The organism is Streptomyces sp. NPDC051172 (assembly GCF_040682555.1).
GTDB lineage: Bacteria > Actinomycetota > Actinomycetes > Streptomycetales > Streptomycetaceae > Streptomyces.
On the sequence record NZ_JBFBBE010000108.1, the window covers coordinates 18134 to 30790 of the forward strand.

Here is a 12657-nt window from a genome sequence, read left to right on the forward strand (position 1 = left end):
GGGCTGCATTTGACATGCGGCTCCGCCGCGCGGGCGCGACCAGCCACGACGAAGCCGCACACGCCGACGACCCATCGCGGCACTACCCACACGGCTCTCCCAGCGGAGCGCCTAGCCGGGGATGTTGTCGAACGGCGCAGTCAGCTGCCGCAGCAGCCCCGCCAGTTCACCCCGCTGGGCACGCGACAGCTCGGCGAGGATCGCGCGCTCCTGGTCGAGCAGTCCGGCCAGGGCCTGGTCCGCGCGGTCCCGGCCCTCGTCCGTCAGCCGCACCAGCACACCGCGGCGATCGCTCGGGTCGGGCAGCCGCTCCACCAGGCCCTTCTTCGCCAGGCGGTCGATGCGGTTCGTCATCGTGCCCGAGGTGACCAGGGTCTGCGTCAGCAGCTGCCCCGGCGAGAGCTGATACGGCGTGCCCGCGCGCCGGAGAGCCGTCAGCACGTCGAACTCCCAGGGCTCCAGGTTGTGCTCGGCGAAGGCCAGCCGGCGCGCCCGGTCCAGATGCCGGGCCAGTCTGCTCACCCGGCTGAGCACCTCGAGCGGTTCCACGTCGAGGTCCGGACGCTCCCGGCGCCACGCTGCGACCAGTCGATCGACCTCGTCCTCCATGACGATCAGTGTAGTGGTTGTGTCGATGTGAAGTCTCTTGACGTCAAGTCTCTTGACATCGAGAGAATTGGGCGGGGAAGGTAGGGAGACATGAGCACCCCCACCTGGGACCCCACCCAGTACCTCCGCCACGCCGGCCACCGCGCCCGCCCCTTCGCCGACCTCCTCGCCCGTATTCCGGCCCTGCCCGCCCAGCCGCCCCGCATCGCCGACCTGGGCTGCGGTCCGGGCAACGTCACCGTCCTCCTGGCCGACCGCTGGCCCGCCGCCCACATCACCGGCTACGACAACTCGCCCGAGATGCTCGACAAGGCCCACGTCGACCACGCGGGACCCACCCCCGGCGGCGGCCGCCTCGACTTCGCCCCCGCCGACGCCCGCACCTGGGCGCCCGCACAGCCGTACGACCTGATCGTCAGCAACGCCACCCTCCAGTGGGTCCCCGGCCACACCCGGCGCTTCGGGGAGTGGATCGCAGGCCTGAAGCCCGGCGGCACCTTCGCCTTCCAGGTCCCCGGCAACTTCGACGCCCCCAGCCACCGGCTCATGCGCGAACTGGCCCGCTCCGCCCGCTGGAAGGACCGCCTCGCCGACACACTCCGCCACGACGACGCCGTCCTCGCGCCCGAGACCTACCTGGAGCAGCTGACCGCCCTCGGCTGCACGGCGGACGTCTGGGAGACGACGTACATCCATCTCCTGACCGGCGAGGACCCGGTCCTCGACTGGGTGAAGGGCACCGGCCTGCGACCGGTCCTCACCGCACTCGCCGACGACCCGGCGGCCCGGGAAGCCTTCCTGGACGAGTACCGGACGGCCCTCAGGGAGGCCTATCCGGTCGGGGCGCACGGTACGGCGTTCCCGTTCCGCCGGATCTTCGCCGTGGCCCACAAGGAGGCGTGAGTCGTGATCACCGCCGTCGACCACGTCCAGCTCGCCGCCCCGCCCGGCTCCGAGGACCGGCTGCGCGCGTACTACGCCGGCATCCTCCAGATGGCCGAGATCCCCAAGCCGCCGGTGCTCGCGGCGCGGGGCGGGTGCTGGTTCCAGGCGGGGGCCGTGCAGCTGCACCTGGGGGTCGAACAGGACTTCCGGCCCGCGCGGAAGGCCCATCCCGGGCTGCGGGTCAGCGGGATAGAGCGGTACGCCGCCCGGCTGCAGGTTCACGGGGCGCAGGTGGAGTGGGACGAGAACCTGCCGGGCCACCGGCGTTTCTACTCCCAGGACCCCGTGGGCAACCGGCTGGAGTTCCTTGAGCCGGTGACCGCTGTTTGACCGCGCCCGCGGTGGTCACCCGCTGAGGTGACATCGACGCCGAACCCGGCAGGGGGTGAGAAACGTGGCGAAGGAACAGAAGGCCAGGGGCAAGAAGGAACAGATGAAGGGCAAGGCCAAGGAAGCGACGGGTCGCGCCGTGGGCAACGAGCGGATGACCGCCGAAGGCAAGGCCGACCAGATGAAGGGCGACGCACGCCAGGCGAAGGAGAAGGGGAAGGACGTCTTCAAGCACTGAGCGGGGCACACCCCAGGGCGCCGGAGTCAGCTCTTCCGGCGCCCGATCAGGTGCGGCTTGGCCTCCAGCCCGTCCAGGCCGTGCCACGCCAGGTTCACCAGATGCGCCGCCACCTCCGCCTTCTTCGGACGGCGCACGTCCAGCCACCACTGGCCGGTCAGGGCGACCATGCCGACCAGGGCCTGCGCATACAGCGGAGCCAGCTTCGGGTCGAAGCCGCGCAACTTGAACTCGCGGCCCAGGATGTCCTCCACCTGGGTGGCGATGTCCGAGATCAACGAGGCGAAGGAACCCGTCGACTGCGGGATGGGCGAGTCACGGACCAGGATGCGGAACCCGTCCGTGTACTCCTCGATGTAGTCGAGAAGCGCGAACGCCGCCTGCTCGCACAGCTCGCGCGGATGGCCGGCCGTCAGGGAACTGGTCACCATGTCCAGCAGGCGCCGCATCTCACGGTCCACCACCACCGCGTACAGCCCCTCCTTGCCGCCGAAGTGCTCGTACACCACCGGCTTGGACACCCCGGCCTTCGCCGCGATCTCCTCCACCGACGTGCCCTCGAAGCCCTTGGCGGCAAACAGGGTGCGACCGATCTCGAGCAGCTGCTGACGGCGCTCGGCCCCCGTCATCCGGGTGCGCCGGGCTCGCCGCGGCTTCTCATTCGTCGGGGTGCTGCTGGAGTCGGTCGCCACGGCGTCAATCATGCCGCCTTCGCCGACTCCTTCCGGGTCTGAGAGCAGTCCTGGCCGGTGTTACGGCGCGAATCGATACGTGAGCGTGACGGCCAGCGCACGTCGTACGCCCAGCCGAACGCCTCGAACCAGCGGATGATGCGCGCCGAGGAGTCCACCTGGCCGCGCATCACACCGTGCCGCGCGGAGGTCGGGTCGGCGTGGTGCAGGTTGTGCCAGGACTCACCGCAGGACAGCACCGCGAGCCACCAGACGTTGCCCGAACGGTCACGCGACTTGAAGGGCCGCTTGCCGACCGCATGGCAGATCGAGTTGATCGACCAGGTCACATGGTGCAGCAGAGCCACCCGGACGAGTGAGCCCCAGAAGAACCCGGTGAACGCACCCCACCACGACATCGTCGCCAGACCGCCGATCAGCGGCGGCAGAGCCAGCGACAGCATCGTCCAGAGGATGAACTGCCGGGAGATCGCACGGATCGCCGGGTCCTTGATCAGATCCGGCGCGTACTTGTCCTGAGGTGTCCGCTCCTCGTCGAACATCCAGGCGATGTGCGCCCACCACAGGCCCTTCATCAGAGCCGGAAGGGTCTCGCCGAAGCGCCACGGGGAGTGCGGGTCGCCCTCCGCGTCGGAGAACTTGTGGTGCTTGCGGTGGTCGGCGACCCAGCGCACCAGCGGGCCCTCCACCGCCATCGAACCGGCGATGGCGAGCGCGATGCGCAGCGGACGCTTCGCCTTGAAGGAGCCGTGGGTGAAATAGCGGTGGAAGCCGATCGTCACACCGTGGCAGCCGAGGAAGTAGAAGAGGACCAGCAGGCCGAGGTCGAGCCAGCTCACGCCCCAGCCCCAGGCCAGCGGAACAGCCGCGAGGAGCGCCAGGAAGGGCACGACGATGAAGAGGAGAAGCGCGAGCTGTTCGACCGACCCTTTCTTGTCGCCGCCGAGGGTTGCCGAGACTGGGGTGTCGTTGTTCGCCTTCGGGGCGTCGTCGATCACATCGGAGCTTGTGGTCATGGGGCGTCCCCTGTGGGGTCGAGGGTTGTGAGGGCGATACGAGGGTGGCCGTGGGAACCGTGCCCGGTTTCCGTTACGACCGTCCCTACGGTTCCGTAACCTACGGCGTCGTAAGTATGGCAGCGAGTCACCCGGCGGCGAGAGCCCGAAATCATGCGCGTCCGCATGGACACCTATCCTGGAGTCGGTCGGACAGCGCGGTCCGCTCTGATTCCTTTCCCGGATGTCAGGGCCGTATGCGGCGCCCGCCGCGCGGCCCAGGGCGCCGGGTTCCCCGCCCGGACGAGCTTCAACACTGCAAGGAGCCGCACCTGTGAGCAGTGCCGACGATCAGACCGTGCCTCAGACGAGCACCAGCAGCGAACTGCGCGCCGACATCCGGCGGCTGGGCGACCTCCTCGGCGAGACCCTCGTGAGGCAGGAGGGCCCCGAGCTGCTGGAACTCGTCGAAAAGGTCCGTCGCCTCACCCGCGAGGACGGAGAGGCCGCCGCCGAACTGCTGCGCGGCACCGAACTGGAGACCGCAGCCAAGCTGGTCCGCGCCTTCTCCACCTACTTCCACCTGGCGAACGTCACCGAGCAGGTCCACCGCGGCCGCGAGCTGCGCGCCAAGCGCGCCGCCGAGGGCGGCCTGCTCGCCCGTACCGCCGACCGGCTGAAGGACGCCGACCCCGAGCACCTGCGCCAGACGGTCCGCCACCTCAACGTGCGCCCCGTGTTCACGGCGCACCCCACCGAGGCCGCGCGCCGGTCGGTCCTCAACAAGCTCCGGCGCATCGCAGCACTTCTGGAGACCCCGGTCATCGAGGCCGACCGCCGCCGCCACGACACCCGACTGGCCGAGAACATCGACCTCGTATGGCAGACCGACGAACTCCGCGTCGTCCGCCCCGAACCCGCCGACGAGGCCCGCAACGCCATCTACTACCTCGACGAGCTCCACGCCGGTGCCGTCGGAGACGTCCTGGAGGACCTCACCGCCGAACTGGAGCGCGTCGGCGTCAAGCTCCCCGACGACACCCGCCCCCTCACCTTCGGCACCTGGATCGGCGGCGACCGCGACGGCAACCCGAACGTCACCCCCCAGGTCACCTGGGACGTCCTGATCCTCCAGCACGAGCACGGCATCAACGACGCCCTGGAACTCATCGACGAACTCCGCGGCTTCCTGTCGAACTCCATCCGCTACACCGGAGCCACCCAGGAACTCCTCGGCTCCCTCCAGACCGACCTGGAACGCCTCCCCGAGATCAGCCCCCGCTACAAGCGCCTCAACGCCGAGGAGCCCTACCGCCTCAAGGCCACCTGCATCCGGCAGAAGCTGGAGAACACCAAGCAGCGCCTCGCCAAGGGCACCCCGCACGAGACGGGCCGCGACTACCTCGGCACCAGCGAGCTCCTGACGGACCTCACCCTCATCCAGACCTCCCTGCGCGAGCACCGCGGCGGCCTCTTCGCCGACGGCCGCATGAACCGCACCATCCGCACCCTCGCCGCCTTCGGCCTCCAGCTCGCCACCATGGACGTACGCGAACACGCCGACGCCCACCACCACGCCCTCGGCCAGCTCTTCGACCGCCTCGGCGAGGAGTCCTGGCGCTACGCCGACATGCCCCGCGACTACCGGGCCAAGCTCCTCGCCAAGGAGCTCAGGTCCAGAAGGCCGCTCGCCCCCACCCCGGCACCCGTCGACGCGCCCGGCGAGAAGACCCTCGGAGTCTTCCAGACCGTCAAGCGGGCCCTGGAGGTCTTCGGACCCGAGGTCGTGGAGTCGTACATCATCTCCATGTGCCAGGGCGCCGACGACGTGTTCGCCGCCGCCGTCCTCGCCCGCGAGGCCGGCCTCATCGACCTGCACGCCGGCTGGGCCAAGATCGGCATCGTGCCGCTGCTTGAGACCACCGACGAGCTCAAGGCCGCCGACACCATCCTGGAGGACATGCTCTCCGACCCGTCCTACCGGCGCCTCGTCGCGCTCAGGGGGGACGTCCAGGAGGTCATGCTCGGCTACTCCGACTCCTCGAAGTTCGGCGGCATCACCACCTCGCAGTGGGAGATCCACCGCGCCCAGCGCCGCCTGCGCGACGTCGCCCACCGCTACGGGGTGCGGCTGAGGCTGTTCCACGGCCGTGGCGGCACCGTCGGCCGCGGCGGCGGCCCCTCCCACGACGCGATCCTCGCCCAGCCCTGGGGCACCCTCGAAGGCGAGATCAAGGTCACCGAACAGGGCGAGGTCATCTCCGACAAGTACCTCGTACCGTCCCTGGCCAGGGAGAACCTCGAACTCACGGTCGCCGCGACCCTCCAGGCCTCCGCCCTGCACACCGCCCCCCGTCAGTCCGTCGAGGCACTCGCCCGCTGGGACGCCGCCATGGACGTCGTCTCCGACGCCGCCCACGCCGCCTACCGCCGCCTCGTCGAGGACCCCGACCTGCCGACGTACTTCCTCGCCTCCACGCCGGTCGACCAGCTCGCCGACATGCACCTGGGCTCGCGGCCCTCCCGCCGCCCCGGCTCGGGCGTCTCGCTCGACGGCCTGCGCGCCATCCCCTGGGTCTTCGGCTGGACCCAGTCCCGGCAGATCGTCCCCGGCTGGTTCGGCGTCGGCTCGGGCCTGAAGGCCCTGCGCGAGGCGGGCCTGGACACCGTCCTCGACGAGATGTACGAACAGTGGCACTTCTTCCGCAACTTCATCTCCAACGTCGAGATGACGTTGGCGAAGACCGACCTGCGCATCGCCTCCCACTACGTCGACACGCTCGTCCCCGACGAACTCAAGCACGTCTTCGACACCATCAAGGCCGAGCACGCACTCACCGTGCGCGAGGTGCTCAAGGTGACCGGAGAGAAGGAGCTCCTCGACGCCGCCCCGGTGCTGAAGCAGACCTTCGCCATCCGCGACGCCTACCTGGACCCGATCTCCTACCTCCAGGTCACCCTCCTCAAGCGCCAGCGCGACGCCGCGGCCGCCGGCGAGCAGCCCGACCCGCTGCTCTCCCGCGCCCTCCTGCTCACCGTCAACGGCGTGGCAGCGGGCCTGCGCAACACCGGCTGACCCACACATGAGGGTGCCCCCGGGCTCGTACGAAGCCCGGGGGCACCCTCATGCCGTACATCAGGCCTTGCGCCGACGCACCACCAGATAACCGCCACCGGCCACCAGCGCGGCCGCGACACCCGAGAGCAGGCCCACCGGAGCACTGTTGCCCGTCTCGGCCAGACCACCGCCGGAACCACCCTGCGGGGACGCGGAAGAGGACCCCGAAGACCCGGCCGAAGGCGAAGACCCGGGCGACGACGAAGACGAAGAGGAAGACGACGACGGAGACGGAGACGCCGAGGAAGACGCCGACGGCGAAGGCGTCGAACCGCTGCCGCCGCCCTGCGAGTCCTTGCAGTCCGTCCAGAACACCTTGTGCTTGGCGGCGCCCTTCTCACCGTCGAAGTTCCAGAACAGCTTGTAGTGCCCGTCGGGCAGCGACATGTCCGCCGTACGGCCATGACCCTCGGGGTCGAGCGTGATGGCGCCGGTCCTCACCGTTCTGCCCTTCACACCGGCCGTCGGAGCCCAGGCCTCGATGTGCCAGTCGACCTGCTGGACCGCGTCAAAACCGAACGCGTCCAGATAGAACGTGCAGACGTGCGGCTCGTTGCGCTTCAGCTCCTCGCCGGTGGTGGCGTCATGGATCTTCACGCTCCCGTTGTCACCGGGAACCGTGGCGTGAGCGACAACAGGCGCCGAGAACAGCGCCGCCGCGGCGACGGCGGACAGCGCGCCGGCGCGAGTGAGAGTACGCATGGGGCAAGTCCATCTTCGAGTTACGGACGGGAAGATGTGGAGGGGGCGGCTCAGCATCCAGCCGCGACTGACCCAAGGTCAATTACGAACAGACAACACTCACGCTCTCCACAGGCCGGAGAACGGGAAAACCCGTCAGACAGTCACGAAAGCTGCAGTCAGCAGCACGACTCCCGACCCGGCCATGACCCACCCGGCCCGCGTCCGCCCCAGCCCCCCGGCCACCACCACCGAAGCCAGCAGCAAAGCCCCGCCGAACGGAACCCACGCATACAGAATCCCCGCCGGCCCCGACCGCACGACCTCATCGCTGCCCGGCTTCACCACCACCGTGTACGTCTGCCCCTTGCGCACCGCAACCGTCTTCTCGATGACCACCCGGTCACGACCCGAAGAACCCTGCGAAATCGGCGTATAGCGACCCCAGCACGAATCGTCCCCGCACCGCGCCACCTCGATCGTGCCGCGCTCCCGCCCCTTCGTGAGCATCACATACGGAGCCGTCCGCCACGACGCCCACACCCCGGCGATCAGAATCACCACCGCAACCGCACCCATCGCGGCAAACCGCCCGAACCGCAAAGCGGCAACCGAGGCCCGGCGCGAAACCTGACGGGACGAGGCAGCAGTGGCAGGCATGGCCGGGATCATTGGCCATGCCCCCACACCAGGTCAACTCCGGTGGGGGACAAGTCAGGAGTTGTACGTGCTTTGCGCCCGCTCCAACCCCTCGATCACCAGACACTCCACCGCGTCCGCCGCCCGGTCCACGAAGTAGTCCAGCTCCTTGCGCTCCGCCGAGGAGAAATCCTTCAGCACAAAATCGGCGACCTGCATACGACCAGGAGGCCGCCCGATCCCGAACCGCACCCGGTGATACTCCGCCCCGAACGCCTTCGTCATTGACTTCAACCCGTTGTGCCCGTTGTCCCCACCACCGAGCTTCAGGCGAAGAACGCCGTAATCGATGTCCAACTCGTCATGCACGGCCACGACGTTCGCCACCGGCACCTTGTAGAAATCCCGCAGCGCATTCACCGGACCGCCGGACAGATTCATGTACGACATCGGCTTCGCCAGAACCACCCGCCGATTCGTCGGCCCCACAGGCCCGATCCGCCCCTCCACGACCTGCGCCTGCGCCTTCCCCGCACGCTTGAACCTCCCCCCGATCCGCTCGGCCAGCAGATCCGCCACCATGAACCCGACGTTGTGCCGGTTCATCGCATACTCGGGCCCGGGATTCCCGAGGCCGACGATCAACCAGGGGGCATTGGCAGGGGTGGTCACGTCCATAACTCCTTACTGTGCCTTCCCGGGGGACAACAACCCCCGGACCCCCGGCAGAAAAGCAGGGCAGTGGGGATGACCGGGACGGACATCGCGCGGCAAATCCAGGTGCTGCATTTTTCCGGGGGATAACCCCCGGACCCCCAGCAGAAAAGAAGGCCAGCCAGGGTGACCGGTGCGGACACCGCGAGGCAAACCTGAGTAATACACGCCAGCCGCCACCCCCGAAGGGACAGCGGCTGAACGAAACCAAGACGGTGAGGATCAGGCCTCGGCGACCTCTTCGCCCGCGGCCTCCTCGCCCTCCGCGGCCTCCTCGGCCTGCGAGGCCAGGACCTGAAGGACGACAGTGTCCTCCTCGACGGCCAGCGTGGTGCCCTTCGGCAGCGTGATGTCCTTGGCGAGGACGGAGGCACCGGCCTCCAGGCCCTCGACGGAGACGGTGACGGCCTCGGGGATGTGCGTGGCCTCGGTCTCGACCGGCAGCGCGTTCAGGACGTGCTCCAGCAGGTTGCCACCCGGGGCCAGCTCGCCCTCGGTGTGCACCGGGATCTCGACCGTGACCTTCTCGCCACGCTTGACCAGCTGCAGGTCGACGTGCTCCAGGAAACCCTTGATCGGGTCACGCTGAACCGACTTCGGGATCGCCAGCTCGTTCGTCTTGCCGTCGATGTCCAGAGAGATCAGGACGTTCGGCGTACGCAGCGCAAGCAGCAGGTCGTGACCCGGAAGGGTCAGGTGCAGCGGGTCGGAACCGTGACCGTACAGAACACCGGGAACCTTGCTGTCACGACGGATACGACGGGCAGCACCCTTACCGAACTCGGTACGGGTCTCGGCGGTGAGCTTCACCTCGGACATGATCACTCCTCGTGGAAAACAGGAACGGACGTGGTCACCCGGCCACGAACGGCCTGCTACGAAGAGCGCGTCGATAACGGACCGCCATACCCCGACAAAAACGGGTACGGCCTCCCTCGCCGAGCAACTGCAGCAGTCTACTCGGCCAAGGAGGCCACACCCAAAACGATCTCCGCCCGAGCCAGAGCCCGACGGCGCAGAACCCTTACTGCTCGTCGAACAGGCTCGTCACCGAACCATCCTCGAACACCTCACGCACCGCACTCGCAATCGTCGGCGCAATCGACAACACCGTGATCTTGTCCAGATCCCGGCCCAGCTCACCCGGCGTCGGCAGCGTGTTCGTGAACACGAACTCACTCACCCGCGAGTTCTTCAGACGGTCCGCAGCGGGACCGGACAGCACACCATGCGTCGCCGTCACGATCACGTCCTCCGCACCGTGCGCGAACAGCGCATCGGCCGCGGCACAGATGGTGCCACCAGTGTCGATCATGTCGTCGACCAGGACACAAACCCGACCCTTGACCTCACCCACGACCTCATGGACGGTGACCTGGTTCGCGACGTCCTTGTCCCGACGCTTGTGCACGATCGCCAGCGGCGCACCCAGACGGTCACACCACCGATCCGCCACCCGCACCCGACCCGCATCCGGCGAAACAACCGTCAACTTGCCCCGGTCGACCTTCTGACCCACATAGTCCGCAAGCAGCGGAAGAGCGAAGAGATGATCCACCGGCCCGTCGAAGAAGCCCTGAATCTGATCCGTGTGCAGATCCACGGTCAGAATGCGGTCCGCACCCGCCGTCTTCATCAGATCCGCCACCAGCCGAGCCGAGATCGGCTCACGACCACGGTGCTTCTTGTCCTGCCGCGCGTAACCGTAGAACGGCACGATGACCGTGATCGACCGCGCCGAAGCCCGCTTCAACGCATCAATCATGATCAACTGCTCCATGATCCACTGGTTGATCGGAGCAGTATGGCTCTGGATCACAAAGCAGTCCGCGCCACGCGCCGACTCCTGATAGCGGACGTAGATCTCACCGTTCGCGAAGTCGAACGCCTTCGTCGGGACGACGCCGACCCCCAGCTGCTGGGCGACCTCCTCGGCAAGCTCGGGGTGGGCGCGGCCGGAGAAGAACATCATCTTCTTCTCGCCGGTCGTCTTGATCCCGGTCACAGCTGTCTCCTCAGAGGTGTCTCAACTGGGTGTGCACTTATCACGGTACGCCGTGTCCGGCGCCCCCGTTTCCGGTCAGTCTTCGCTCTCGACCTGCCGAGACGCCGCCTCGGCCGCCTGCGCCGCCGCACTACCCGGACGCTTACGAACCACCCAACCCTCGATATTCCGCTGCTGACCACGGGCCACAGCCAACGAACCGGGCGGCACATCCTTCGTGATCACGGACCCCGCAGCGGTGTACGAGCCGTCCCCGACAGTGACAGGAGCCACAAACATATTGTCCGCACCCGTCCGGCAATGCGACCCGACCGTCGAGTGGTGCTTCTCCTGACCGTCGTAGTTCACGAACACGCTCGCGGCACCGATGTTGGTGTAGTCACCGATCGTCGCGTCACCGACGTAGGAGAGATGCGGGATCTTCGTCCCCTCGCCGATCGAGGCGTTCTTCGTCTCGACGTACGTACCGATCTTGCCCTTCGCACCCAGCCGCGTCCCCGGACGGAGGTAGGCGAACGGGCCGACCTTGGCCTGCGGGCCGATATGAGCACTGTCGGCCACCGTGTTGTCGACACGCGCCCCGGCGTCCACCTGAGTGTCGGTGAGACGCGTGTTGGGGCCGACCTCCGCACCCTCGGCGATGTGCGTGGAGCCGTGCAGCTGCGTACCCGGGTGGACGACGGCGTCCTGCTCGAACGTGACGCTGACGTCGACCCAGGTCGTCGCCGGATCGATCACGGTGACGCCGGCGAGCATGGCACGGGTCAGCAGCCGGTCGTTGAGGATCCGCCGCGCCTCGCTCAGCTGCACACGGTTGTTGATCCCGGCGATCTCATGGTGATCGCCCGTGACGGACGCCCCGACGCGGTGACCGGCCTCGCGGAGGATCCCGAGGACGTCCGTCAGGTACTCCTCGCCCTGACTGTTGTCCGTACGGACCTTCTTGAGCGCATCGGCGAGCAGCAGACCGTCGAACGCGAAGACACCGGAGTTGATCTCACGGATCTCGCGCTGCGTCTCGGTGGCGTCCTTGTGCTCCACGATCTCGGTGACGGCACCGGTCATCTCGTCGCGGATGATCCGGCCGTATCCGGTGGCGTCCGGGACCTCGGCGGTCAGCACGGTGACGGCGTTCGAGTCGGCGGAGTGCGTCGCGGCCAGCTGCCGGAGCGTTTCACCGGTGAGCAGAGGGGTGTCTCCGCACACCACGACGACCGTGCCGTCGACGCTGCCGCCGAGCTCGTCCAGGGCGATGCGTACGGCGTGGCCCGTGCCGTTCTGCTCCGCCTGCACGGTGGTGCGTACGGCGGGGTCGGTCTCCGCGAGGTGGGCGATGACCTTCTCGCGGGCGTGCCCGACCACGACGACGAGGTTCTCGGGGTCCAACTCACGGGCGGCGGCGAGCACATGCCCCACGAGGCTGCGGCCACAGAGCTCGTGCAGGACCTTGGGTGCGGCCGACTTCATACGGGTGCCCTCACCCGCTGCGAGAACGACGACGGCTGCCGGGCGAATGGCGCTCACGGGGTTGCCCTTCGGCTGTGGAGTGAGTGGGGACATCCGCAGGATACCGGGGCGTTTCTTGGGGGACATGGGAGCGGGCCCTGACTGTGTTGTCAGGGCCCGAGCCCTCGGACTCGCTGCGCAGGCCCGCAGCCTTGACTGCGTCGTGCACGACCTTGCGCTCGAAC

Annotated in this window: 13 protein-coding genes and 1 pseudogene; 4 read left to right on the plus strand and 10 right to left on the minus strand. The window is 68.2% G+C overall.

The features are described 5' to 3' along the window. Positions 1–111: 111 nt before the first annotated feature. Positions 112–609 carry a MarR family transcriptional regulator TamR gene (gene tamR, locus AB0N07_RS40010; protein ID WP_184561325.1) on the minus strand — a complete coding sequence of 166 codons (498 nt, stop codon included), beginning with the start codon at positions 607–609 and terminating at the stop codon, positions 112–114. Positions 610–699: 90 nt separating this feature from the next. On the opposite strand from tamR, the gene AB0N07_RS40015 reads away from it, so the two are divergent. The 3 genes from AB0N07_RS40015 to AB0N07_RS40025 all read left to right on the plus strand — a co-directional run bounded on the left by AB0N07_RS40015 (position 700) and on the right by AB0N07_RS40025 (position 2122). Next, positions 700–1512 carry a trans-aconitate 2-methyltransferase gene (locus AB0N07_RS40015; protein ID WP_365843930.1) on the plus strand — a complete coding sequence of 271 codons (813 nt, stop codon included), beginning with the start codon at positions 700–702 and terminating at the stop codon, positions 1510–1512. Positions 1513–1515: 3 nt separating this feature from the next. Beyond that, positions 1516–1884, plus strand: coding sequence for a glyoxalase (locus tag AB0N07_RS40020; RefSeq protein WP_365843932.1), 369 nt, complete (start codon positions 1516–1518; stop codon positions 1882–1884). Between the two features lie 64 nt (positions 1885–1948). After that, positions 1949–2122 (plus strand): CsbD family protein, encoded by a 174-nt coding sequence (locus AB0N07_RS40025; protein ID WP_365843934.1) that lies wholly within the window; start codon positions 1949–1951, stop codon positions 2120–2122. Between the two features lie 26 nt (positions 2123–2148). Here the strand turns inward: AB0N07_RS40025 and AB0N07_RS40030 are convergent, their stop codons facing one another. Next, positions 2149–2826, minus strand: coding sequence for a TetR/AcrR family transcriptional regulator (locus tag AB0N07_RS40030; RefSeq protein ID WP_365843936.1), 678 nt, complete (start codon positions 2824–2826; stop codon positions 2149–2151). Then, the gene (locus tag AB0N07_RS40035) at positions 2823–3830 is read right to left on the minus strand and encodes a fatty acid desaturase (protein WP_365843938.1); all 1008 of its coding nucleotides are present in this window, start codon (positions 3828–3830) and stop codon (positions 2823–2825) included. Before AB0N07_RS40035 ends, AB0N07_RS40030 begins: the two co-directional genes overlap by 4 nt. 313 nt (positions 3831–4143) lie before the next feature. On the opposite strand from AB0N07_RS40035, the gene ppc reads away from it, so the two are divergent. Next, positions 4144–6885 (plus strand): phosphoenolpyruvate carboxylase, encoded by a 2742-nt coding sequence (ppc, locus tag AB0N07_RS40040; RefSeq protein ID WP_365843940.1) that lies wholly within the window; start codon positions 4144–4146, stop codon positions 6883–6885. A gap of 60 nt (positions 6886–6945) precedes the next feature. Here ppc and AB0N07_RS40045 read toward each other — a convergent pair whose 3' ends face one another. The 7 genes and pseudogenes from AB0N07_RS40045 to AB0N07_RS40075 form a co-directional block, all read right to left on the minus strand. Then, positions 6946–7629 (minus strand): LPXTG cell wall anchor domain-containing protein, encoded by a 684-nt coding sequence (locus tag AB0N07_RS40045; RefSeq protein WP_365843942.1) that lies wholly within the window; start codon positions 7627–7629, stop codon positions 6946–6948. A 135-nt stretch (positions 7630–7764) separates the two neighbouring features. Then, positions 7765–8280: a hypothetical protein gene (locus AB0N07_RS40050; RefSeq protein ID WP_365843944.1), complete on the minus strand. Its 516-nt coding sequence runs from the start codon at positions 8278–8280 to the stop codon at positions 7765–7767. A 42-nt stretch (positions 8281–8322) separates the two neighbouring features. Further along, on the minus strand, positions 8323–8925 hold the full coding sequence (gene pth / locus AB0N07_RS40055) for an aminoacyl-tRNA hydrolase (RefSeq protein WP_365843946.1): 603 nt from the start codon (positions 8923–8925) through the stop codon (positions 8323–8325). 258 nt (positions 8926–9183) lie between these two features. Next, on the minus strand, positions 9184–9780 hold the full coding sequence (locus AB0N07_RS40060; protein WP_365843948.1) for a 50S ribosomal protein L25/general stress protein Ctc: 597 nt from the start codon (positions 9778–9780) through the stop codon (positions 9184–9186). A gap of 205 nt (positions 9781–9985) precedes the next feature. Further along, complete coding sequence (locus tag AB0N07_RS40065) at positions 9986–10966, minus strand: ribose-phosphate diphosphokinase (protein WP_365843950.1); 981 nt, start codon at positions 10964–10966, stop codon at positions 9986–9988. 75 nt (positions 10967–11041) lie between these two features. After that, positions 11042–12490 carry a bifunctional UDP-N-acetylglucosamine diphosphorylase/glucosamine-1-phosphate N-acetyltransferase GlmU gene (gene glmU, locus AB0N07_RS40070; RefSeq protein WP_365843952.1) on the minus strand — a complete coding sequence of 483 codons (1449 nt, stop codon included), beginning with the start codon at positions 12488–12490 and terminating at the stop codon, positions 11042–11044. Positions 12491–12581: 91 nt separating this feature from the next. Then, a pseudogene (locus AB0N07_RS40075) lies at positions 12582–12657 on the minus strand (R3H domain-containing nucleic acid-binding protein); the annotation flags it as partial.